Raw genomic sequence first — 22267 nt, forward strand, 5'->3', positions numbered from 1 at the left:
CCGCTCCTCCGACACGGCCGAAAACGCCTGTTCACCCTGGTGGCCGGGCCGACCTCGAAGGCCGACCCGGTCCGACCCGCGGGTGTCAGCCCGAACTGGTGAGAAGGGGCACCATCTGGTCGATGGCGTACGGGATGCTCAGCACGGTGTTGAACGAGACCGCCGCGCCCGTGGGGTTGTAGGGGACGAAGACGACGCGCTTCTCCTTGGCCACCTTCAGCCCGGTGTAGACCTTGTCGCCCTCGACGACCTTCTGGGCGTTCGGCACGGAGGTGAGGAAGACCAGCCGGTCCACCTCGACCAGGTTCAGCCGCTCGGAGCCGATCACGGCGGCCCCCGCCGTCCCGGCCGCCTTGGCGATCGCTTCCGGGAGGGTCAGGCCGAGGCTCTTCATGAACTCGACCTTGGCGTCGCCCGCTCCGAACACCGCGTACTGGCCGGGCTTGAACGGGTCGGCGACGGCGAAGGTCTTACCGACCAACTGCGGGTTCTTCTGGCGAACGTCGGCGAAACGCTTGTCGACGGCGGCGATGAGCTGCCGGGCCTGCGACTCCTTGCCGAGCGCCCGCCCGGTGACCAATGTCATGTCCTTCCACGGCATCGCGTAGTCGGCGTACTTGGCGGACTGGGCGACGGTGGGGGCGAGCTTGGAGAGCGTGTCGTACTGCTCCTTCTTCATGCCGGTGTACAGGCCGATGATGAGGTCGGGCTTCAGTTGCGCGATCTTCTCCATCTTGAAGTCCTCGCGCGCCCCGACGACCGTGGGCTTGGTGCCGCCCCACTGCGCCGAGCTCCAGGGGAACTTGTCGATGTCCATGCCGAGCCCGGAGAACTCGACGACGCCCACGGGCTTGATGCCCAGGGCCAGTACCGCGTCCTGGTCGGTCCACCCGACGGTCACCACCCGCTTGGGCGGGGACTTGATCTCGGTCGTCCCGTACTTGTGCTCGATGCGGATGGGGAGGCCGGCCGCGCCGGGTGCCGCCCGCCCGTCGCCGCCCGAGCCGTCCTTCTCACCGCCGCAGGCGGACAGGCCCAGCGCGAGCAGCAGTACGGCCGCCAGGGCGAGGGCGACTCTCCGGGCGGCCGGCGGACGCGCGGTCGAAAGCGATGTGGGGGACATCGACTCCCCTTCGGAATTCGGGTGTGTGGGGGTCGCCGGGCACGACGGGACTCCGTGGTGGCCGGCGAGGCGAAATGTTAAGGTAAGCCTTACCTAAGCACAAGCCTTGCACAACCCGATAAGGTATGGCTCGCCTAAGTTCGTCGCCTCCGACAGGTGGGATCCACGTGAGGGAAGACAAGGGGCCGTCCGGCCCCTCGGCCGCCACGCCCGGACGGCGGCTCACGTTTCTGGTGGGGGCGCTCGGTCTTCTCGTCCTGCTGTGCCTGCTGTCGATCGCGGTGGGCAGTCGGCAGATCCCCCTCGACCAGGTGGTGCGGGCCCTGACCGGACCGCACGACACCGAGGTCGGCAGGATCGTCTGGGACGTGCGCCTGCCGCGCACCCTGCTCGGCCTGCTCGCCGGGGCGGCGCTGGGGCTGGGCGGCGCGATCATGCAGGCCCTGACCCGTAACCCGCTGGCCGACCCGGGGCTGCTGGGCGTCAGCGCGGGCGCGGGGTTCGGGCTGATGCTGGCCGTCGGCCTGGCGGGCATCTCGTCGCTGTACGGCTACGTGTGGTTCGCCTTCGCCGGGGCGGCCGTCGCCAGTGTCGTGGTGTACGTGCTCGGCGGGGTGGGCCGGAGCGGGCAGACGCCGGTGAAGCTGGCGCTGGCGGGGATCGCCGTCACGTTCCTGCTGGAGTCGGTGACGCGCGGGGTCTCGCTGATCGACCCTCAGGTGCTCAACCGGTACCGCTTCTGGTCGTCGGGGTCGCTGACCGGCCAGAACACCGCGCTCATCGTGCAGGTGCTGCCGTTCCTGGCGGTCGGCGCGGTGCTGGCGCTGAGCCTGGCGCCCGCGCTGAACAACCTCGCCCTCGGCGACGACGTGGCCGCCTCGCTGGGGCGTCGGCTGCTGGGGATCCGCCTGCAGGGCGCCGTGGCGGTGACGCTCCTCACCGGCACCGCCGTCGCTCTCGCGGGCCCGATCGTGTTCGTCGGTCTGGTGATCCCGCATGCGGTGCGCGCGGTGAGCGGCCCGGACCAGCGGTGGCTGCTGCCCCTGTCCGCGCTGCTGGCCCCCTGCCTGCTGCTCGCCGCCGACGTCGCCGGACGCGTGGTGGTCCGTCCCGAGGAGCTCGATGTCGGCATCGTGTCGGCGTTGATCGGCGCGCCGTTCTTCATCATGTTGGTCCGCCGTCGGCGTCTCGCCGAGTTGTGAACCGCCGAGCCGAGACCGTGATCCCGCCGATGAACACCTGTGGAGCGTGCCCATGAGCGTCATCGAAGTCACCCGGCTGCCCGGGCACACGGCGGTACGGCTGCGGCGGCCGTCGGTGTCGGCGGTGGTGCGGCCCCGGCTGCTGGTGACGTGCCTGGTGCTGGCCGCCCTGACCGTCCTCGTGCTGTGCCTGGGGCTGGCCACCGGCGACTACCCGCTCGGCCTTCCCGACGTCGTCCAAGCCCTGGTGGGAGCGGGTGACGCCGGCACACGCCTCATCGTCGTGGAGCTGCGGTTGCCGCGGGCGCTGATCGGCCTGCTGGCGGGCGCCGCCTTCGCCATGTCCGGCGCGATCATGCAGACCCTGACGCGCAACGCGCTGGCCAGCCCGGACATGCTCGGCATCACCTCGGGCGCCGGCACCGCCGTGGTCGGCGGGCTCGTCTTCGGCGTGGGTCTCGGCGCTCAGACGTTGGGCCTGGCCGGGGCGCTGCTGACCGCGGTCCTCATCTACGCCCTCGCCTGGAACCGCGGCACCACGGGATTCCGCATCGTGCTCATCGGCATCGGCGTGAACTGGGTCTGCGTCAGCATCATCCAGTACCTCATCGTCAAGGCGAAGGAGTACCAGGCGCAGCAGGCCGTGGGCTGGCTCGTCGGGAACCTGAACGGACGGGGGTGGGAGCACGTCCGCCCGCTCGCCGTCGCGCTGGCCGTCCTGATCCCGCTCGCGCTGCTGTTCGGCCCCTGGCTGCGCGCCCTGCAACTCGGCGACCAGGTCGCGGCCGGGCTGGGCGTGCCCGTGCAGCGGGCCAGACTGGCGCTGCTGTGCGCGGCCGTCGGCCTGGTCGCGTTCGCCACCGCCGCGGCCGGACCGGTCGCGTTCGTGGCGCTGGCCGCGCCGCAGATCGCGCTGCGGCTGGCCGGGACGGCCCGGCCGCCGCTGATCGCCTCCGCGCTCACCGGCGCGCTGACCGTCCTCGGCTGTGACCTGATCGCGCAGCGGCTCTTCGCCGACCTGGAGCTGCCGGTCGGCGTCGTCACCGGCGTGCTCGGCGCGCCCTTCCTGCTCTGGCTGCTCGCCCGCGCCAACCGCATCGGCTCTGGAGGCTGAACCCGTGACATCCACCTCGTCCACCCGCACCTCCGCCACGGTCGACGCGCGCGCCGAGCCGGACCTGACGGCGAGCGGGCTGCGGCTCGCCTACGACGACCGCGTGGTGGTCGAAGACCTCGACCTGGTCGTTCCACCGGGGCGGATCAGCGTCATCATCGGGGCCAACGCGTGCGGCAAGTCCACCCTGCTGCGCGCGCTGGCCCGCCTGCTGACGCCCCGCGAGGGCGCCGTGCACCTGGACGGCCGCGCCATCCACGCGATGCCGACCAAACAGGTCGCCCGCCGGCTGGGCATCCTGCCGCAGGCTCCGGTGGCGCCGGAGGGGCTCACGGTCGTGGACCTGGTCGGCCAGGGCCGCGCCCCCCACCAGACCTGGTGGCGGCAGTGGTCCTCGACGGACGAGGAGGCGGTCACCGCGGCACTGCGCGCCACCGACATGCTCGAACACGCCGAACGCCCCGTCGACGAACTCTCCGGCGGCCAGCGTCAACGCGCCTGGATCGCCATGGCCGTCGCCCAGGGCACTCCCATCCTGCTCTTGGACGAACCCACCACCTACCTGGACCTCGCCCACCAGATCGACGTGCTCGACCTGGTCGTCGACCTGAACCGGCGCGAGAGCCGCACCGTGGTGATGGTGCTGCACGACCTCAACCAGGCGTGCCGGTACGCCGACCACGTCGTGGTCATGAAGTCCGGCGCGATCCTCGCCGAGGGCCCACCGATCGAAGTGATCGACGCCGGCCTGGTCGAGGAGGTCTTCGGACTGCGCTGCCAGGTCATGACCGACCCGGTGAGCGGCACGCCCCTGATCATCCCGATGGGGCGCCATCACACGAACGGCCGTCCGGACGGTCGATAGTCCGTCCGGACGGCCCGCGTGCGGGATCAGCGCACGGCGTAGGAGTCCCGATCGTGGGACCGCAGACGCGCGCCGACCGATTCGGCGATCTCCCCGGCGCGGATGGCGGTGTTGGACAGCAGCGTCGAGCCGATGCCGTGCGTGTGCTCGGTCGCGCCCTGGAGGTAGAGGCCGCAGCGCATCGAGTCGGCGGTGGTGATGCGGTAGTCACGTTCCACATTCAGGCCGCCCTCGGGCTGCCGCATGCAGTACTCGCCGACCTCGCCCAGCAGGGTGAGCGGGTCGCTCGGCCGGTATCCGGTGGCGTAGACCAGCGCGTCGGCGTCCAGCACGGTGCGTTCGCCGGTCGGCAGGAACTCCACCGTGGCGCGCACGCCGGTCGCGTCGCCGCCGACCTCGACGATGCGGGAGGCGTTGAGGGTGCGCAGCCGCTCCCGGCCCGCCACCTTCTCCTGGTAGTGCCGCCGGTACAACTCGTCGATGAGTTCCAGGTCGACCACTGAGTAGTTGGTGGAGCGGTGATAACCCATCAGCATCCGCTTCACCTCCTCGGGGGCGGTGTGGAAGTGGTCGACCGCGCCGGGGTCGAAGATCCGGTTGGCGAACGGGCTGTCGTCGGCGGGCGTGTAGCCGTACTTGGCGAACACCGTGCAGACCTCGGCGTCGGTGAAGGTGCGGTGCAGGTAGTCGGTCACCTCGGCGGCGCTCTGCCCGGCGCCCACCACGATCAGCCGGCGCGGGTCGCGCAGCCCCGACGCGCGCTCGAGCAGTTCCTCGCTGTGCCAGACGCGTTCGCCGTCCACCGGCCCTTCGGGCAGGACGGGCTCCAGCCCGGCCGCGATGACGAGATTGCGGGCGCGGCGGGTGACGAGCTCATCGGAATGGCCGCCTTGGCGCACCACGACGTCGAGGTACTCGACGTCGCCGTCCACCGTGACGGGAGTCACGCCGACCACCTCGGAGCCGTACTCCACCTGGTCCTCGAACCTCGACGAGGCCCACTCCAGATAGTCGTGGAACTCGGCACGCGAGGGGAACATGGTCTTGTGGTTGATGAAGTCGGCCAGCCGGTCGCGGTCCTTCAGGTAACTGACGAAGGAGAAAGCGCTCGCCGGGTTCCGCATGGTGACCAGGTCCTTGAGAAAGGACACCTGCATGGTCGTGCCCTCGATGAGCATGCCGCGGTGCCATCCGAACGCGGGTTGCTTCTCGAGGAACACCGCGTCGACCGCCTGCCCGGTGCGTTGCGCGCCTTCCCGAAGCGCGATCGCCAGCGCCAGGTTGGACGGTCCGAAGCCGATGCCGACGAGATCGTGGACGTGCGTCGCGTCCGTGGGGGGCATGGAGGGGGCCTTTCCATGATGGGCCTGGTCTATTAGGTTAGGCTCACCTAATGCAGGCGAGCCTAACCTTCCCTGATCCCCCGCACAAGGAGGCCCTATGCGCGTGGCAATGTTCGGTTACCAGACCTGGGGACATCGCACGCTCCAGGCACTGCTGAAGACCGAGCACGAGGTCGTCCTGGTCGTGACGCACCCCAAGAGCGAGCACGCGTACGAGAAGATCTGGGACGACTCGGTCGCCGACCTGGCGGCCGAGCACGGCGTCCCGGTGCTGCTGCGCGACCGGCCGGACGACGAGGAGCTGATGTCCCGGCTCAAGGAGGCCGAGCCCGACCTCATCGTGGCCAACAACTGGCGCACCTGGATCCCGCCGGAGATCTTCACCCTGCCACGGCACGGCACCCTCAACGTGCACGACTCGTTGCTGCCCGCCTACGCGGGCTTCTCGCCCATCATCTGGGCGTTGATCAACGATGAGAAGGAGGTCGGGGTCACCGCGCACATGATGAACGAGGAGCTGGACGCCGGCGACATCGTGGTGCAGAGGGCCGTCCCGGTCGGGCCGGCCGACACCGCCACCGACCTGTTCCACCGCACCGTCGAGCTGATCGACCCGATCGTCCACGAGTCGCTCGACTTCATCGCCGCGGGCCGCACCGACTTCACCCCCCAGGACCGCTCGAAGGCCTGCTTCTTCCACAAGCGGTCGATCGAGGACAGCCGCATCGACTGGCACTGGCCCGCCGAGGACATCGAACGCTTCGTCCGGGCGCAGTCCGACCCGTACCCCAACGCGTTCACCCACCACAAGGGGAAGCGTCTGCGCGTGCTCAAGGCGTCGGTGTCCAAGGGCGTCTACGGTGGCACGCCGGGGCGCGTGTTCATCCGCGAGGGCGACGGCGTGGTCATCGTCGCCGGTGCGGACGCGAGGCGCGGCCGTGCCCACGGGCTGGTGATCGAGCGCGTCCGCACCGACGACGGCTCCGACCTGCCCGCCACCGAGTACTTCCGCACCATGGGCGGCTACCTCACCGATCGGCCGTGACCGAACGCACCACGTCCCCGCGCGACCGGCGGGCCGCGATGGCGGAGCTGCTGGCCGAGCTGGTCCGGATTCCCAGCGTCGGCGGCTCGGCGGCGGAACTGGCGATTCAGGAACGGCTCGCCGGGTGGCTGCGCGACGATGGCCTGGAGGTCGACCTGTGGCCCGTGCCCGTGGACGAGGTGACCGCCGAGGACGCCTTCCCCGGCATGGAGGTGCCGCGCACGCGGGCGTGGGGGCTGGTGGGCCGTCTGCCCGGCACCGGCGACGGCCCGTCCCTGATGTTCAACGGGCACGTCGACGTCGTGCCGCCGGGCGACCCCGGAGCGTGGAGCGTCGACCCGTTCGGCGGTGACCTCGACGGCGACCTGCTGTACGGGCGGGGCGCCTGCGACATGAAGGGCGGGCTGGTCGCCGCGCTGTTCGCGGTGCGGGCGCTGCGCCGGGCGCGACCGCGCGGCGACGTCCTCCTCGCCTGCGTGGCCGGCGAGGAGGACGGCGGCCTCGGCTCGTACGCGCTGCTGCGCCGCGGATGGCGGGCCGACGCCTGCGTCATCCCCGAGCCGACCGGGCTGGACATCGTGCCCGCCAACGCGGGGGCACTGACGTTCCGGCTGCGGGTGCGCGGCCGGTCCGCGCATGCCGCCCGCCGTGACGGCGGGGTGAGCGCGGTGGAGAAGTTCTGGCCCGTCTTCGGCGCGTTGCGCGACCTGGAACGGCGCCGCAACACCGACGTCGATCCGCTGATGCGGCGCTGGAACATCCCCTACGCGATCGAGGTCGGCAGTGTGCACGCCGGTGACTGGTCCTCCACGGTGCCCGGCGACCTGGTGGCCGAGGGCCGGATCGGAGTCGCCCTCGGCGAGCCCGAGGACGCCGCGCGGCGCGCCCTCGAGGAGGCGGTCGCGGACGCCTGCGCCGCCGACGCGTGGCTATCGGACCATCCGGTCGAGGTCGAGTGGTGGGGCGGCCGGTTCGCTTCCGGCCGTCTCTCCGCCGCCGACGCCGGACTACCGGAACGCCTGACCCACGCGCACAGGGCCGTGACGGGCGAGGCACCCGCCGTCTGGGGCGCTCCGTACGGGAGCGACCTGCGCCTGCTCAACGGGCTCGGCCGCATCCCGACCGTGCAATACGGGCCGGGCGAGGTCGACCGCATGCACGCCCCGGACGAGCGAGTGTCGCTGACCGAGGTCGCCATCGCGTCCGAAACCTTGACCGCCTTCGCCCTCGACCACTGCGGGACCTAGACGAGTGGTTCCGAAGTTCGGGGTGGACGATGCCGCTTCAGCCGCTTGCGACCGGGACGGCACTGGCGGTGAGTCAGGCCGGGTGGAGGGGATGTCGCGGCCCCGGTCGTGAACGGCCTCCGCGTAGGGATTGCTCGGTCGGTGTTGCTGAGCCGCTTCCGCCGATGGTGGGACCGCAGATGGTGGAGCGGTGGACGCCGACGCCGCAACTCCGGCCCCCGTGCACGAGCGCGTCGGCGTGAACGGCGGCACCGGCGAATCCGGCGGCGAGCAAGGCGGACGCGACGCCGGCGACCGAGGCTGTCGACGGTCGGCGAAGCGGCACGTTCGCGCGAGGCGCTTGGGAGTGGATCCCCACCAGGTGCTTGAACCGCGCGGCGAGGCGCGTGCCGCTGTCGACCGCTCGACCGATCGGCGTCGCCGTCGCAGCGGTGAGTTCGGCCACCACGCGCGCCTGTGAGAAGCCGGGGGCGGACTGCGTTGTCGAGGCGCGTCGTGAGCCCACGGTCGATGATGGTTTCGGGGTTTGCGGGTGGCCTCGATGGAACGGGCTGTCGCCCTTTTTTGGGTGTGCGAGGCCATGGTGTTGCTCGCCGGCCGGCATCGGTGGATGCCGGCCGGGCATGGGTTTCACACGGCGACGCTCATGCGTGCTGCTTGAACTGGATGATCTGCAGATAGTTCCCGTCAGGGTCTGCGAACGTCCCGAAGCGGCCGGCCGGGCGATCCTCGACGGGGGTGAGCCATTCCACGCCGGCCGCCCGCAAGCGCGCCTCGACGGCGTCGAAGTCCTCGACGTGGAAGTTGAGGATCATTCGGCCCGGCTCGTTGTTCTTCGTGTCGACGTCGTCGCGCTGATCGATGACCAGCAGGAAGCCGCCGAGATCGATCGGCCCTTCGCCTTCGTGTGCCGGTGCCAGCGCCGTGCGGTACCAGTCACGCAATTCCGCGGGCCGGGTGGTGCCGAGAAGGATGCTGCCGGGTTTCGGTGTCGTCATTTCAGGTCTCCTTTGGCGCGGTGGTCAAGACGTTGTCGCTCGTGACGGTGTGCGCCGGGCGCGCAGCACCGCGGCGGTGTCCTGGTGGGCGGGGGCGTTCCCGTCCTCTTTCGGGTTGGGCTGCCCCTTTCCCGTGGTGATCAGATTCGGCAGGCTGCCGCTGAGGTAGCCGCTCCACGCGTTGGAGCACACGTCGTAGCATTCGTACTGCGGAACCAGACCCACGTGGGTGAAGCGGATCTCGGCGCCGCCGTCGGTTTCGGAGATCTCGAAGACGACCTCGGTGTCCTTCCATTCGGCCTGGTCTTCGATGAAATTGAAATGGTTGTCCAGGACGCGCCACGCGACCTTGTGGCCGGGCACGAGTTCGGTCACGCGGATCGTGCAGCGGTGAACGTCCTGGTAGTGGTAATCGAACTCGCCGCCGACCCGATCGGTGACACCCTCGACCTCCTGCGACCACCAACCGCGAACGTCGGTGATGGCCTCGAACGCCTCCTGAGGACTCCGGTCCACCGAGAACGTGGTGGTGAAGTCCCGATTCTCACCTACTTGCATCATGCAAGTCACTCTAGTCTCAGACGCTTTCATGACGCAAGCGCCCCGGTAGACTGGGGCGCATGCTGGGGAAGACCTATGAGTCACAGGTGTGTTCGATCGCACGCGCCCTGGAGCTGATCGGCGAACGCTGGAGCCTGCTGATCGTTCGCGACGCCGTGTTCGGGGGGGCGACCCGCTACAGCGACTTCCAGCGCAACCTGGGCGTGGCGACCAACATCCTCAAGGCCCGGCTCGACGGCTTCGTCGAGGCCGGGATCATGCGGCGCCACCGATACTCCGAGCAGCCCGTACTCCACGAGTACCTGCTCACCGACAAGGGGCGTGCACTCGCTCCCGCCCTGGTCGCACTCTCCGAGTGGGGCGACCGTTGGGCGACCGACGGGGAACCGCCGATCCTCTACACCCACTCGGTGTGCGGCTCCGGAATCACCCAACAGACGACCTGCGCTCACTGCGGTCTCGTGAACGATCCCACCGAGATCCAGGCCGTGATCGGGCCCGGCATGCCCCCCGAACGCATCCCACGGAACGCCTGAACCTCAACGCCTCCGCTCGCGACCACGACGTCCTCGGCAAGGTCCGGGTCCATCGCGGTGATCGGCCATCGGCGCGACCTCCTCCGCAGGGCAGGGCCATGCGGCGACCTCGCAGGCGGTGGGGCGGCCGTCGAGCGGACGCCGACGTTCTGTGCGCGCGACGGCGATGCGGGCCGGCGCTCGTACCCGTCCGCGATCCGGTCGTAGGCCGCAGTCGACGCCACCGTCGGCTTCCCCCGAAGAAGTGAGGGACCTTCCCGTCCGGCGCAGATGCGGGCCAGGTACCCCGCCCGCGCCGCCGATTCAGGGGTGAAGGGTCAGATCGAGGGGCGGGCCCAGGGCGAGGCGGATTCCAGTTGGGTGGCGAGCTGGAGGAGGACGAGTTCGCCGCCGAGGGGGGCCACGAACTGGACGCCGAGGGGGAGGCCGTCGGGGGTCTGGTAGGTGGGGAGGCTGATGGCGGGGCGGCCGGTGATGTTGGCCAACTGGGTGAAGGGGACGGGGGAGAGGTTGGCGATGACGGTGTCGTGCCACTGCCTGGTCTTGGAGAGCGGTCCCGCCAGGCGGAGGGCGAGGGCGAGGCGGCCGAGTGTGCGGAGGGCGGGCGGCGTGTCCAGCTCGCCGACCTCGACGGGCGGGCGGGCCAGGGTGGGGGTGAGGAGCAGGTCGTAGGTTTCGTGGAACGCCGCGAGCCGCCGTCCGTAGACGTTCCAGCGCTGGTGGACGGTCACGTAGTCGCTGGCGCTGCGGGCCCGTCCGGCGGCGGCGAGCAGGCGGGTGTCGAGCTCGAACGCCGAGTTCGGGGCGCCGGTCTCGGCCCGGATCTGATCGATGGTGGACGCCATCGTCGCCGCCCACATGATCAGGAAGTCGGTCGCGAGGCCGCTCTCGTCGATGCCGGTGGTCGCGGGCTCGACCGTGTGGCCGAGGTCCTCCAGGAGCGCGGCGGTCCGCTCCACGGCCGCGATGGCCTGGGGGTCGACGGGCGTCCCGAGGGGGGAGGCGGTGGTGAAGCCGATGCGAAGCGGTCCGGGCTCGCGGCGGGCCGGTTCCGCGTACCCTCCGGCGGGCGGCGATGCCGCGAGGTAGGGCCCGTACGGGTCGGCGGCGGAGGTGATGACGTCGAGCATGGCGGCGGTGTCGCGGACCGTGCGGGAGACGACGCCTTGGGCGGCCGCGCCGTGCAGGGACTCGGCGGCGTAGGGGCCGAACGGGGTGAGGCCGCGTCCGGGCTTCAGCCCGACCAGCCCGCAGCAGGCCGCCGGGATGCGGATCGAGCCGCCGCCGTCATTGGCCCCCGCGACCGGGACGATCCCGGCGGCGACCGCGGCCGCCGACCCGCCGGAGGAGCCTCCGGGCGTCCGGGAGAGATCCCACGGGTTGCGGGTCGGCCCGTTGACCTCGGGCTCGGTGATGCCCTTCGCCCCGAACTCCGGGGTGTTGGTCTTACCGAAGATCACCAATCCGGAGTCCAGCCAGCGCCGGACGATCTCGGCGTGCTCGGGGGCGGGGACCGTGCTCAGCGCCCGGTTGCCGGCGCCGGTGGGCAGTCCCGCGTACTCCTGCGCGAGGTCCTTGATCAGGAACGGCACTCCGGCGAACGGTCCCGACAGTTGCTCGCCGGCCCGCTTTCGCGCGAGGTCGTACATCGGCAGGATCACGGCGTTGAGCCGCGGGTTCACCTGCTCGGTCCGATCGATCGCGCATTCCAGCAGTTCCGCCGGGCTGACGTCCCCCGAGGCGACGAGTGCCGCCAGCCCGACGGCGTCGTGCTCGCGGTAGTCGGCGTGGTCCATGGGCCACCCTCCATAAAACTAGAGCCTGTAGTTTTATGGGCGGAGGCTACACTGGCCGCCGTCGCGTGCCAAGGGGGAGCGGATGGGCAGGCCGCCGCGCCGGCTGCTGGACCGGGAGACGATCGTGCGGGCGGGCCTCGACCTGGTCGACGCGCACGGCGCGGACGCGCTGTCGGTCAACCGGGTCGCCGCCGAGCTGGGCGTCAAGGGACCGTCGCTGTACAACTACATCTCCGGCCGCGACGATCTCGTCGACGGCATCCGCGAACTGATCGTCGCGGAGATGGAGCTCGACCTCACCGTGACGCCCTGGACAGCCACCCTCGACGCGTGGGCGCGCTCCTACCGGGCCGCCTTCGGCGCCCATCCGAAGGCCGTCCCGCTGCTGGTCGCTCGTCCCATCCGGTCTCCCGGCGCGCTGCGCGCCTATGCCGTCGCCTTCGCGGGCCTGCGCGAGGCGGGCTGGCCGGAGCACCGCGTGCTGCCGGTCGTGTGGGCGGTCGAGTGCTTCCTGCTCGGAGCGGCGCTCACGGCCGGGCCGCCGGTCGTCGCGGCCGCCCCCGACGATCCGCCGCCGGGTGTCGAGGCCCTGTTCGACGCCGGTCCCAAGGAGTTCGACGCGGCCTTCGAGACGGGCCTCGCCGCCCTCATCCGCGGCCTCGCCTTCGAACTGGACGGCCTGCTCCGCTAAACGGGCCGGCGGACGCAGCCGCGGGTTGGCGTCGGCCGGCATCACCGCCGGCAACGCGATGGACTTCAGCGGCGACTCTGCGGATCTCGTCACCGCGCTGGAGGCTGCGGGAGAGCCGCCGCTCAGGCTCCGGTTCCATCCCTGGGTCGAACCCGGTGGCGGCGTCGCCGCATGGGAACGCGTTCTCCGACAGCAGCGACTCAAAGGCCGTCGCTGGAAGGTCGACGGCGCGAAGTTCTTCATGGACGGGACCATCGAGGGCGGGACCGCCTGGCTGGCCGAACCCGACGGTTGCGGCGAGTGCCACGCCCCCACCTGGTCCGACCCGGCCGAATACCGCGCCGCGGTCCACCACCTCGCCGGCCACGGCGTACCTGTCCGGCACCTGACGCCCGCAGACCGCGATCTTCATCGTTCGCAGAGGGACCGCCGACCCACACCAGCCCGTTGCCCCCTGCGTAGGGTGCCTCGCTCAATTCGGCGTCCAGGCTCTGCAGCAGGTACTGGCCGTAGGCGACACCGACGTGGAGGGTCTGTGGGGGCATGGAGTCGGGGTGTCACCCAGTAGGCGTCAGCCGGCAAGCCGTAGCGCGTTGGCGGAGCCGTACCGACAGGGCAGGCGTCAGCAGGAGGCCGGTGGCGGGCTGGGCGCCCACGGCCGGACGGCGCGCGTCCACTTCTCGGCCGGGTGTTCACCCGCGAGCCCGACGTCGCGCCCGCGTTCGGTCACGGCCGCTCGGGGGTCAGAGGGTGATCACGACCTTGCCGCGGGTGTGGACACCCGCCGCGAAGTCGGCCACGGCCTTCGGGGCATCGGCGAGGGGGGCCGTTCGGACGACCTCGACGGTCAGGCGTCCGGTGGCGGCCTGGTCGGCGAACCGCCGGAGGCGACCGGCCTGGGGGCTCATCCGGACGTACACCACGGTGACGTCGCCGCCGAGGTCGTCGGGGCCGAAGAGCGTGGAGATCAGCCGCCCGCCGGGTTTGACCGCTGCGGCGGTGGACACCAGGCCCGTGCCGGTGTGGACCAGGTCGACCACGACGTCGAACCCACCGGGCCGCAGGCGCAGGGCCTCCTCGACGGTCTCGGTCGCGGTGTGGTCGATCGTCGCCCGAGCGCCCAGACCCAGGACGTACGCGGCGTCGGCGGCGGTCGCGGTGCCGATCACCTCCGCGCGCGCCTGGGCGGCCAGTTGCACGGTGATGGAGCCCACTCCGCCGGTGGCGCCGATGACGAGCAGATCGTCGCCGGGCCCGAGTCGCGCGGCGTCCAGAACGCAGCCGGCGGACAACGCCACCGAGGGCAGGGCGGCACCGGTCACGGCGTCGAGGCCCGCCGGGCGGTGGGCGACCTGCGGCCCCTCCGCGACCAGGGTGTACTCCGCGATGGCGCCGGGGTCGAAGTGCGTGTAGGCCACGACCTCGTCACCGACGGCGTAGCCGGAGACGCCCTCGCCCACGGCCGCCACGGTCCCCGCGGCGTCCATTCCGACGACGAACGGGTGCCGCACGGCGAACAGGTGCGCGTACTCGCCGGTGATGAGCTTGACGTCCAGCGGGTTGAGCGCCGCGGCCCGCACCCGGAGCAGGAGCTGCCCCGGGCCCGGAACCGGGTCCGCCACCTCCATCACGGCCAGTTCCTCCAAGGGGATGTACGAGGGTGTGGCCAGGGCCTTCATGGGGTTCCTCCTTGAGGGGCGATGTGACCCGAGCATCGCCCCCGGGGCACCCGGTGACGGCCTGTCCTTTGGTCCGGTCTCCGGTGTCCGAAAGTCCAGGAGCCCCCCGAAGGCCGTCGTCTACCGTGGAGCCCATGGGATCGAACGGCTGGTCCGATCCGCGTCAGGTGCTGGAGTCGGCCCACATCGTGCTCGGTGCGCCGCTGGACGAGGTGCCGGCCCGGCTGTCACAGATCCTGGCGGAGCTCGTGCCGCATCGGGCGCTCGCCATGCTCACCGGCACCTGCGCCCGGCAGCCCCTGCGGGCCCATGGCGACGCGGCGGTCACCGGGAGGGTCTCCAGCGCCGAGCTGGCGCGGTTGGCCGAGACGGTCGTGCCCGGTGAGCCGTGGTCCGGCGAGGCGACGCTGGGCGGGGTCGCACGGCCGGTCCTCGCGGTGGCGTGCGATCCCGGCGGCGCGGCGGGCTCGCTCCTGGCGGTCGTCCCGCCTCGGGTCGCCGACCCGGGCGAGGCCGCCGGTCAGGTCGTGCAACGTCTGTGGGACGTGGTCACCCTGCATCTCACCGTCCGGATGTCGGCGGCGGACCCCGTCCCTTTGGCGCACAACCGGATCGCGGCCAGCGAACGCGCGCGGGCCATCGGCGAGCTCACCGACCTGCACCGCGTCACCCTGACCACGCTGCTGAGCACCCTGCGCTCGCGCAGGCTCGACGACACCGCCGCCCGCCGGGCGGCCACCGACCTCGCCGTCTCCGCACTGATCGACCTGCGGACCGCCGGCGAGGTCGACCGCGCCCTCAGCGAGGAGCCGGCCGACCGGGCGTTCGCCCGACTGGCCGATGAGCTGCGGCTGCTGGCCCACTACGGCGAGGTCTCCTTGGAACTGGTCGGCCCCGGACAGGACGAACGCTCCCTGCCCGCCGACATCACCAACACGGCGCGGGTCCTCGTGCGCGGCACGGTCCTGGCCATGCTCGAACAGGACGGTCTCCGTCGGATCAGGGCGAGTTGGCAGCCGACGGACGGCGAGTTGCGCGTCACGGTGCGGGACGACGGACCGGGCACCCTGTCCGCCGACACGCTGACCGCACACCGCCTCACCGAACGGGTCCGCGCGCTGAACGGGACCCTGGCGCTGGAGGCCACCCCCGGCTGGGGCACCCTGGTCACCGTCACCCTGCCCCTCACCGCGCCCCCGGGCCCGGCCACCGATCCGCTGGTCGCCCTCAACCCTCGGGAGCTCGAGGTCCTTCGGCAACTCACCCTGGGCCACCGCAACCGGCAGATCGCCGAGCGCCTGCACATCAGCGAACGCACCGTGAAGTTCCACGTGACCAACATCCTGGACAAGCTCGACGTCGGCTCCCGGGGCGAGGCCGCCGCCACCGCCCGGAGCGCCGGCCTCTGACCCGGGGCCGTAGTGCCCTCTCGAGCACCTTGGCCACCGTCTGCACGCCGTCCCCCTCCACCGGGCCCACCGCCGGGACGTGCCGAGCAGCGCCGCCCGACCCGCGATCTCAAGGCACCGCTGAACGGGGATCAGCCGCCGGATATGCCGGACGTCGGAAGCGCCAAGGCCATCGGGAGGCGGCGGTGCATCAACGACACCTTGGGCCCGCACGAAGGGACCTCGGCCCGATGCCGCGCCGGCCCGCAGGAATGGATGTCTCCTGCGGGCCGGCGGGTGGCTCGGCGTCAGCGCCGTTCGGCCGGGTCGGCGGGTCTGTCAGCAGTCATAGCCCCAAGAGTGCGCCTCGATCTCGTCGTTGGCCCAGCTCCCGTCGTTGAACCGCCGCCCGCCGTCGTTCAGGTTGCCCCAGTAGTCGCCGGCGTTCAGGCACAGCTTCGGGGTACTACCCGACTGTCCCTTCCAAAATCGCACGACGCTCCGTCCGGTGGGGTGGCCGTTGTTCCACAACGAGGTGGCCCTGTTGAGCATGTTGGGGTTGTACTCCCCCCAGCACGTCGCGGCCGGCCCGCCGTAGATGTCCGCGCGCGGGTACTTCCACCAGTTGTGGTTGCCGGTCCACCCACAGGCGACGCCGGTGTAGTCGGCGTGCTCGTAGGCATAGACGTGCCCGTCGGCGGCGGCCGTCGTGATCTCGCCCGGCGACGGCGCCGCCGTGGCCGGGGCCGGCCGGGTCACCGTGGGGGACGGCTTGGGCGCGGCGGCGGCGTTGGCGACCGCCAGTGGTGACGCCGCCAGCGCGACGCTCGCACCCAGTGTTCCGAACGCGGTCAGTCTGGACCTGGACATGATCGTTCCTCTCGTGAAGCGAATGGATCGACGAACGAGCCGGGGACGTCAGCCCCGGGCCACCACGCCACGGGCACGAGGCAGCGCCTCCAGGCGCAGCCGCCGCAGGGCGACCACCTCGGCTCGGTAGGGCGTGGTGACGATGTGCGCGTGCTCGGCCTCCAGTGACCGCGCCCTCGACGCCAGTCCCGTCACCTCGGCGCACGATGCCTCGGCGACGGCCACTTCGACTTCCTCGGCATGGCGGGGAGCGGTCCGCAGCGTTTCGGTACGAGCCCGCGCGGGGGTCGCGAACGGGTGCCCACGGCGCTCCATGCAGGAAGCCCAGGGCCGTACCGCCGCGCCGTAGCGGGGATCGCCCAGCACCCGCGCCTCGGTCAGCGCGGTCAGGGACCCGGTCACCCGCGTGGCCCGGAACCATCCCGCCAGGTCGCCGTACAGCGCGCGCTGCGCCTGGGACGGGCAGTCGGCCGTGCCGCGCCGGACCACCCCGCCCGTCGGCAGCCACGCCTCCACCTCGTCCGGTCGCCTGCCCCGCGCACCGGGTGTGGGGCCGACCCCGTTGAGGACCACCAGCACGGCCCGCCGCCGGGCGACGGGCAGGGACTTCAGGTAACGGCGGTTCGGGTCGGCTTCGTCGGCCTTTCTCATGTGGGCTCGGAGGGCCGCGCCATAGCCGTTCTTTCGCGCCCAGTCGAGGTCGTCGAGGACATACGGGAATTCACGGCCCTCCGGAAATGGAGGGTACGACGGCACCCAGTAGCGAAAACCGGCGCGGGCCACGCAGTCGCGGATCAGGATCTGCTCGGCGTCCCAGAGGATTCGGGCCTCCGCGTCGCTCACCTCACGCGGCATCACGGGCTTACCCCTGCCTTCCTTCGTCCCGCACGCACCCGCCAGTGCCACGGCCGAGCACACGGCCAGGACGACCGAAACCACCCGCGTAAAGTTGTTCAGCACCCGTTCCCCCAGAAGCGGTTGCCAGGACCCCGAATTTCACCGCATCGGCTCAGGTCACGATTCTGGGCATTCCGGCACCACCACTTCAAGCGATCGGCGATGCCGATCCGTCCCACCTCGATAACCATGGCGTTATCGAACGTCGCCGAGCAATCCCGCGTCGTGCTGCGCGCGGCGGGCCGCCCCGAGTTCCCCGCCTGAGCGGGGTTCTCCTTGGACGGCTGAGACTTGGGGCTGCTGAGGGTCTGCGACGATTTCACCGCCCCTCCCCGGCCGCCAGCAGTCCTCGCGATGCCCTGGCCGAGTGAGATTCTGCGGGTCCGGCCCCGGCCGACCAGAGGCCCGTCCTTGCGACCCGGGGCGCACCCGACGGCGGTGCGGTGGAGTCCGCCGCCTGTCAGGCCAGGGGCGCTGCGCCGACTGCCGGGCCGAACGCCTCGTCCATGCCGGCCGACGATGCGGAATGACTCCGTTGGTCGTGCGGCCGCAGGGGCAACGGGTCGTTCGCCTGTTCGGGTAACGGCGATGGGTTCTGTGGTCGTGAGATGTCGATGAGCGGTGATTCGGACGTGGGGGTCATCGTTCCGGGGCGAGTGTGAGTCCCTGGACGATCGCCCGGGCGACGGGTGAGGGGTCGGTGCCGTCCAGGTCGAAGCCGTCGGGGACGGCGATGCCGGGTTGGGACATCATCCGTGGTGTGGTCCCGCTGTGCGGCCAGGTCGCGGTGTGGACCATGAAGGGGTGCAGCAGGTACACGTCGCCGGCCCGGCCGGTGGCGTGGGTGACGGGGCGGTGCAGCACGGAGGGCCGCAGCCGCTCGGCGACGGCGGTGCCGCTCATCCCGGCGGGTCCGGCGGCGGCGAGCAGCGGGGGCACGAACAGGTGGGAGCCGCTGACCAGCCGGGTGGGCGCGTCGTCGGGCCCGATGTCGGAGAACAGGAAGAACGCCGTCAGCCCGCGCCCGGTGGAGCGCACGTCGGTCCAGTAGTCCTCACCGCCCCACCAGTTGCCCTCGATGTGCCAGCCGGTGCCGCCCGGCCAGTCCTCGGAGGGGAACTTCACCGGCATCCCGCCGTGGGCGGGGATCGGGGCCCGCCACCGACCGGCGCCGATCAGCGCGTCGACGGCGTCGAGGAGGGCCGCGCCACCGGCCGCAGCGGCGAACGGACCCCCGGGCGGGCACTCAACCTCCACCTTGGGGATCCGCCAGGTGCCGCGGTCCGCCCGGTCGATCCCGTGGGATCGCAGCGCCGTCCAGATCACCGCGCGGCACGCCGCCGCGACATCGGCGTCGAACGCCCGACGGATCACCACATGGCCGTCCCGCACAAAACCCTCGATGTCCACCCGGCCAGGATCCCCGACGGCCCCACCACGTCAACCGAAAATCGACAGCCCCTCCAGGCGTTCACGGAGATCATCGAGCGCGCCGGCACCGGGCGGTCGGGTGTTCCTCGATCTCCTCGACGAACGCCGACGCGAGAAGCGGACAGAACCCCCGTCGCGTATTCGCGAACGGGCCGTGCGGCGGGATCGGCCGCGCCACCGGCCGGTGAGCGAAGCGGCCGAAAGCCGAGCCGGAGCAGGGTCAGCGCCGGGCGGAAGGGTTCGAGCCGCCGAGGTTCGGAGTGGTCGTGGCCGGGACGGACGAGGCCTCCGGTTTCGGCTGGTGGACTGCTTCTTGCCTGGTCGGCGGTAGGGGGCGGCTATTCGTTGCGTTGAAAGATGATCTGGGCGGCTTCACGGAAGGGGTGCCTGGAGTGGGGGAGATCTACGCGGTCGACGTGCCATCGGCCCGGCTGCAGTGAGACGTGGAGGCCGGCTCGGCCGGCGGACGGCGGCGACTGCCAGAGCAATTCCCCTCAACTGGATGCCGTTCTCGCCTTCCATTCGGATGGCATCCTCCACGATCGAACAGCTTTCATTTTATTGCTGCCAGTTGTCGCCCCGCTTTCGGAACCGGTCGGCGGGAAATGTGGTGAGGAAGGGCAGCGGACGTGCCTACCGTGGGCGCGTGATTCTCACGAGGAGTACGCGATGGGCGGCGGTGAGCCTGTTCCTGGCGTGCGCCCTCGCCATCACCGGCACGGCCGGGGTGGCGGGCGCGCGGGACACCGCCGAGATGACGCCGGCCCTGGAACGAGAACTCGCCGACGGCGGACGCGCCGCCTTCTTCGTCATGCTGAGGGGACGCGCCGAGCTGCGGGCCGCGAGCACCGCGCGGCGGCACTCCGAACGCACCGCCGCGGGGCACCGGGCGCTGACCCGGGCCGCCGAGCGCGACCAGCGGGCGTTGCGCCGGATGTTGGCGGCCGAGGGCGTTCGGTACGAGGCGTTCTGGATCGTCAACACGCTGCTCGTGCACGACGCCGACCGGGCCCTGGCCGAGCGGATCGCCGCGCGTCCGGAGGTCGAGCGGCTGGTGGAGCGGCGCAGCGCACGCCGTCCCGACACCGTGCCGACCGGGGACGTCGGCACGACCGACGCCGGGCCGGAGTGGAACGTTGCGCACATCGGCGCACCACGGGTCTGGTCGGAGCTGGGCACCCGGGGTGAGGGCATCGTGGTGGCCGGTATCGATACCGGTGTCCGCCACGATCACCCCGCGCTGGTCGGCCAGTACCGGGGCAGGCGGGCCGACGGCTCGTTCGTCCATGACTACAACTGGTACGACCCCCAGAACTACTGCGAGCGCACCGGCCGTCCCGCCCAGATCCCGTGTGACCTGAACGGGCACGGCTCGCACACGCTCGGCACCGCCGTCGGCGACGACGGCGCGGGCAACCAGATCGGCGTCGCGCCCGGCGCGAAGTGGATCGCGGTCGCGGCCGGTGGCCTCTTCCTGCTCCAGGAGGACCTGCTGCGGGCCGGCCAGTGGGTCCTGGCCCCGACCGACCGCACCGGCGCCGCCCCCCGACCCGACCTGGCCCCGCACGTGGTCAACAACTCGTGGGGCTGGGAGAACTGGCCGGACGACTTCTACACCCAGATGATCGACAACTGGATCGCGGTCGGCATCTTCCCGGTCTTCGGCTCCGGCAACAGCGGCCCGAACTGCGGCACCGTGATCCCGCCCGGCCAGGGCCCCGGTGCCTACAGCGTGGGCGCGTACGACGGCACCGGGCAGATCTGGTCGCAGTCGTCGCGGGGGCCGTCCCCGCTGGGCGGCGAGACCAAGCCGAACATCGCCGCACCCGGGGTGAACATCCGCTCGGTGAACGACGCGGGCGGTTACGAGTCCCTCAACGGGACGTCGATGGCCACCCCGCACGTCACCGGGACCGTCGCGCTGATGTGGTCGAAGGCTCCCCAGGTGGCGGGCGACATCGCGCGGACCAAGGCGATCCTCGACCTCACCGCCACCGATGTCGCCGACACCTCGTGCGGCGGCGCCCCGTCCGACAACAACGTGTACGGCGAGGGCAGGCTGAACGCCCGCAACGCGGTGGAGTTGGCCTCCCTCGTGCCCGCCCGCTGACCCGACCCGAGCGCAGGGCGGCTCGCCCGGGACGCCGCGAGATCGTCGAGCCCGATATCGCGGAATCCACGTGGCGCGCCGCCCCGCCGGATCACCATGCCGGACGGGCCACGGCCGGGTGGCGGCGCAGTATCGCACCGCCCGGTTCCGGCTCGTGCCTCACCTGACCAAGCCATGGGCGTGCCACCAAGTGAGTAGACCGGCTCGATCATCGACGGCCACCCGCGCCGGTTCGTGGAGCGCATGGCGGTTGTCCGGCGTGCGCTCTGGCAGGCCCAGCGCCGTGAACGCCGCCCGACGAATCACCCCACCAGGTGTCGGATCGGGTGCGGCCTGTCGACCTCGCGCACAACCGATCGCTGCAGCGAACAAGGCCCGGCTCGGGCTTGAGATGGCCCGCCTCGAACCCGGCAGACCGCTTCGCTAGTGACGAGGGCCGGCTGCGGGCTTGGCGGCGATGCCCCCCCAGGCGTCGACGGGCGTGGAAGGGCCGAAAGGGCTGGGGTCGGGGTGCCACCGGTGGAGGGGAACGACGCCGGGCGGGACCGGATCCAGGCCATCGAGGAAAGCGGTGATCTGCTCAGGGCTGCGCAGAGTGTAAGGGACGGAGCCGCCCTCGTTGTAAAGGCGTATGGCTTCGACATAGGCCGGGTCGGTGTCGGTTCCGTCGTAAACGGCCAGGAAGCTGCCGGGGGGCAGCGCGGTGGTGAGGGTGGCGACGATGGTGTGCGCCTGTGAGTCGTGTTCGTCGGTGACGGGAACGTGCCCGAGGACTCCCATGAGCATCAAAGCGATCGGCCGGGTGAAGTCCAGTTTGGTCCGCGCGACGTCCAAGATGCGATCGGGATCGCGCAGGTCGGCCTCGATGTAGTCGGTGCGGCTGGTCGAGGCGCTGGTGAGGAGGGCATGCGCGTGGGAGAGCACCAGGGGGTCGTTGTCGACGTAGATGACGTGGGCGCTGGGGTCGACGCGTTGAGCCACCTCGTGGGTGTTGTCGTGGCTGGGCAGCCCGGTCCCGATGTCCAGGAATTGACGGATGCCGACCTCGGCGGCCAGGTGGCGGACGACACGGGCGATGAAGTACCGGGACACGCGGGCCATGTCGACGATGCCCGGGTAGATCGCGGCGAACTGGTCACCGGCTTGTCGGTCGACGGAGTAATGATCCTTCCCGCCCATCCAGTAGTTCCAGATCCGGGCGGAGTGCGGCACCGATGTATCGATGCCCTCCATCAGATCCCTTTCGGCCTCGTCCCACGGGAACTCCTGGTCGTTGCCGCTCATCGCCACCTCCGCCTTGACACCGGGAGTCGAGAGGCACGGCTCACCGAGGCCGCCCAGGACATCAGACCATCCGGGCACGGCACCGGC

General features: G+C 71.3%; 19 protein-coding genes. 9 read left to right on the forward strand and 10 right to left on the reverse strand.

Features of this window, described 5'->3' with window-relative positions; all coding sequences use genetic code 11:
• Positions 1–85: 85 nt before the first annotated feature.
• Positions 86–1123 carry an iron-siderophore ABC transporter substrate-binding protein gene (locus DFJ69_RS27210; RefSeq protein WP_116025216.1) on the reverse strand — a complete coding sequence of 346 codons (1038 nt, stop codon included), beginning with the start codon at positions 1121–1123 and terminating at the stop codon, positions 86–88.
• Positions 1124–1290: 167 nt separating this feature from the next.
• Here DFJ69_RS27210 and DFJ69_RS27215 point away from each other — a divergent pair, with 167 nt between their 5' ends.
• From DFJ69_RS27215 to DFJ69_RS27225, 3 genes are read left to right on the forward strand one after another with little or no spacing between them, the layout of a single operon-like run.
• Entirely contained in the window at positions 1291–2325 is a 1035-nt protein-coding gene (locus DFJ69_RS27215; protein ID WP_245974597.1) for a FecCD family ABC transporter permease, read from the forward strand.
• Positions 2326–2377: 52 nt separating this feature from the next.
• Positions 2378–3439: a FecCD family ABC transporter permease gene (locus tag DFJ69_RS27220; RefSeq protein WP_116025218.1), complete on the forward strand. Its 1062-nt coding sequence runs from the start codon at positions 2378–2380 to the stop codon at positions 3437–3439.
• A gap of 4 nt (positions 3440–3443) precedes the next feature.
• Entirely contained in the window at positions 3444–4304 is an 861-nt protein-coding gene (locus DFJ69_RS27225) for an ABC transporter ATP-binding protein (protein ID WP_425453385.1), read from the forward strand.
• A gap of 26 nt (positions 4305–4330) precedes the next feature.
• Here DFJ69_RS27225 and DFJ69_RS27230 read toward each other — a convergent pair whose 3' ends face one another.
• Positions 4331–5647 carry a lysine N(6)-hydroxylase/L-ornithine N(5)-oxygenase family protein gene (locus DFJ69_RS27230; RefSeq protein ID WP_116025220.1) on the reverse strand — a complete coding sequence of 439 codons (1317 nt, stop codon included), beginning with the start codon at positions 5645–5647 and terminating at the stop codon, positions 4331–4333.
• 97 nt (positions 5648–5744) lie between these two features.
• Here DFJ69_RS27230 and DFJ69_RS27235 point away from each other — a divergent pair, with 97 nt between their 5' ends.
• Together DFJ69_RS27235 and DFJ69_RS27240 are read left to right on the forward strand one after the other, a co-directional pair.
• Positions 5745–6692, forward strand: a complete 948-nt coding sequence (locus DFJ69_RS27235) for a methionyl-tRNA formyltransferase (protein WP_116025221.1) — start codon at positions 5745–5747, stop codon at positions 6690–6692.
• Positions 6689–7939 carry an ArgE/DapE family deacylase gene (locus DFJ69_RS27240; RefSeq protein WP_245974598.1) on the forward strand — a complete coding sequence of 417 codons (1251 nt, stop codon included), beginning with the start codon at positions 6689–6691 and terminating at the stop codon, positions 7937–7939. Before DFJ69_RS27235 ends, DFJ69_RS27240 begins: the two co-directional genes overlap by 4 nt.
• A 644-nt stretch (positions 7940–8583) precedes the next feature.
• Here the strand turns inward: DFJ69_RS27240 and DFJ69_RS27245 are convergent.
• Together DFJ69_RS27245 and DFJ69_RS27250 are read right to left on the reverse strand one after the other, a co-directional pair.
• A complete protein-coding gene (locus DFJ69_RS27245) occupies positions 8584–8937 on the reverse strand; it encodes a VOC family protein (RefSeq protein WP_116025222.1) in 354 nt (117 codons plus the stop codon).
• Between the two features lie 24 nt (positions 8938–8961).
• Positions 8962–9498 (reverse strand): SRPBCC family protein, encoded by a 537-nt coding sequence (locus DFJ69_RS27250; RefSeq protein WP_116025223.1) that lies wholly within the window; start codon positions 9496–9498, stop codon positions 8962–8964.
• 59 nt (positions 9499–9557) lie between these two features.
• Between DFJ69_RS27250 and DFJ69_RS27255 the strand changes: the two genes are divergently transcribed.
• Positions 9558–10034 carry a winged helix-turn-helix transcriptional regulator gene (locus DFJ69_RS27255; RefSeq protein WP_116025224.1) on the forward strand — a complete coding sequence of 159 codons (477 nt, stop codon included), beginning with the start codon at positions 9558–9560 and terminating at the stop codon, positions 10032–10034.
• A gap of 317 nt (positions 10035–10351) precedes the next feature.
• Here the strand turns inward: DFJ69_RS27255 and DFJ69_RS27260 are convergent, their stop codons facing one another.
• Positions 10352–11830 (reverse strand): amidase, encoded by a 1479-nt coding sequence (locus DFJ69_RS27260; RefSeq protein ID WP_116025225.1) that lies wholly within the window; start codon positions 11828–11830, stop codon positions 10352–10354.
• 82 nt (positions 11831–11912) lie between these two features.
• Between DFJ69_RS27260 and DFJ69_RS27265 the strand changes: the two genes are divergently transcribed.
• A complete protein-coding gene (locus DFJ69_RS27265) occupies positions 11913–12521 on the forward strand; it encodes a TetR/AcrR family transcriptional regulator (protein ID WP_116025226.1) in 609 nt (202 codons plus the stop codon).
• 743 nt (positions 12522–13264) lie between these two features.
• On the opposite strand, the gene DFJ69_RS27270 is transcribed toward DFJ69_RS27265, so the two are convergent.
• The gene (locus tag DFJ69_RS27270; protein ID WP_116025227.1) at positions 13265–14200 is read right to left on the reverse strand and encodes an NADP-dependent oxidoreductase; all 936 of its coding nucleotides are present in this window, start codon (positions 14198–14200) and stop codon (positions 13265–13267) included.
• A 134-nt stretch (positions 14201–14334) separates the two neighbouring features.
• Here DFJ69_RS27270 and DFJ69_RS27275 point away from each other — a divergent pair, with 134 nt between their 5' ends.
• Positions 14335–15609, forward strand: coding sequence for a helix-turn-helix transcriptional regulator (locus tag DFJ69_RS27275; RefSeq protein WP_116025228.1), 1275 nt, complete (start codon positions 14335–14337; stop codon positions 15607–15609).
• Positions 15610–15927: 318 nt separating this feature from the next.
• Here DFJ69_RS27275 and DFJ69_RS27280 read toward each other — a convergent pair whose 3' ends face one another.
• The 3 genes from DFJ69_RS27280 to DFJ69_RS27290 form a co-directional block, all read right to left on the reverse strand.
• Positions 15928–16458, reverse strand: a complete 531-nt coding sequence (locus DFJ69_RS27280; protein ID WP_116025229.1) for a hypothetical protein — start codon at positions 16456–16458, stop codon at positions 15928–15930.
• 48 nt (positions 16459–16506) lie between these two features.
• On the reverse strand, positions 16507–17301 hold the full coding sequence (locus tag DFJ69_RS27285) for a hypothetical protein (protein ID WP_147312428.1): 795 nt from the start codon (positions 17299–17301) through the stop codon (positions 16507–16509).
• Positions 17302–17994: 693 nt separating this feature from the next.
• Positions 17995–18765: a phytanoyl-CoA dioxygenase family protein gene (locus tag DFJ69_RS27290; protein WP_116025231.1), complete on the reverse strand. Its 771-nt coding sequence runs from the start codon at positions 18763–18765 to the stop codon at positions 17995–17997.
• Positions 18766–19432: 667 nt separating this feature from the next.
• Between DFJ69_RS27290 and DFJ69_RS27300 the strand changes: the two genes are divergently transcribed.
• Positions 19433–20896 (forward strand): S8 family serine peptidase, encoded by a 1464-nt coding sequence (locus tag DFJ69_RS27300; RefSeq protein ID WP_170177794.1) that lies wholly within the window; start codon positions 19433–19435, stop codon positions 20894–20896.
• Between the two features lie 423 nt (positions 20897–21319).
• Here DFJ69_RS27300 and DFJ69_RS27310 read toward each other — a convergent pair whose 3' ends face one another.
• Positions 21320–22180 carry an SAM-dependent methyltransferase gene (locus tag DFJ69_RS27310; RefSeq protein WP_116025234.1) on the reverse strand — a complete coding sequence of 287 codons (861 nt, stop codon included), beginning with the start codon at positions 22178–22180 and terminating at the stop codon, positions 21320–21322.
• Between the last annotated feature and the right edge of the window lie 87 nt (positions 22181–22267).

Origin of the sequence: Thermomonospora umbrina (genome assembly GCF_003386555.1) — a bacterium.
In the GTDB taxonomy this organism is placed as follows: domain Bacteria; phylum Actinomycetota; class Actinomycetes; order Streptosporangiales; family Streptosporangiaceae; genus Thermomonospora; species Thermomonospora umbrina.

Excerpts from the sequence above, each read along its gene's own strand:
- DFJ69_RS27310 (WP_116025234.1), bottom strand. The coding sequence starts at position 22,180 with ATGAGCGGCAACGACCAGGAGTTCCCGTGGGACGAGGCCGAAAGGGAT.
- DFJ69_RS27265 (WP_116025226.1), top strand. The coding sequence starts at position 11,913 with ATGGGCAGGCCGCCGCGCCGGCTGCTGGACCGGGAGACGATCGTGCGG.
- DFJ69_RS27235 (WP_116025221.1), top strand. The coding sequence starts at position 5,745 with ATGCGCGTGGCAATGTTCGGTTACCAGACCTGGGGACATCGCACGCTC.
- DFJ69_RS27245 (WP_116025222.1), bottom strand. The coding sequence starts at position 8,937 with ATGACGACACCGAAACCCGGCAGCATCCTTCTCGGCACCACCCGGCCC.
- DFJ69_RS27230 (WP_116025220.1), bottom strand. The coding sequence starts at position 5,647 with ATGCCCCCCACGGACGCGACGCACGTCCACGATCTCGTCGGCATCGGC.
- DFJ69_RS27220 (WP_116025218.1), top strand. The coding sequence starts at position 2,378 with ATGAGCGTCATCGAAGTCACCCGGCTGCCCGGGCACACGGCGGTACGG.
- DFJ69_RS27270 (WP_116025227.1), bottom strand. The coding sequence starts at position 14,200 with ATGAAGGCCCTGGCCACACCCTCGTACATCCCCTTGGAGGAACTGGCC.
- DFJ69_RS27260 (WP_116025225.1), bottom strand. The coding sequence starts at position 11,830 with ATGGACCACGCCGACTACCGCGAGCACGACGCCGTCGGGCTGGCGGCA.
- DFJ69_RS27255 (WP_116025224.1), top strand. The coding sequence starts at position 9,558 with ATGCTGGGGAAGACCTATGAGTCACAGGTGTGTTCGATCGCACGCGCC.
- DFJ69_RS27250 (WP_116025223.1), bottom strand. The coding sequence starts at position 9,498 with ATGATGCAAGTAGGTGAGAATCGGGACTTCACCACCACGTTCTCGGTG.
- DFJ69_RS27280 (WP_116025229.1), bottom strand. The coding sequence starts at position 16,458 with ATGTCCAGGTCCAGACTGACCGCGTTCGGAACACTGGGTGCGAGCGTC.
- DFJ69_RS27210 (WP_116025216.1), bottom strand. The coding sequence starts at position 1,123 with ATGTCCCCCACATCGCTTTCGACCGCGCGTCCGCCGGCCGCCCGGAGA.
- DFJ69_RS27275 (WP_116025228.1), top strand. The coding sequence starts at position 14,335 with ATGGGATCGAACGGCTGGTCCGATCCGCGTCAGGTGCTGGAGTCGGCC.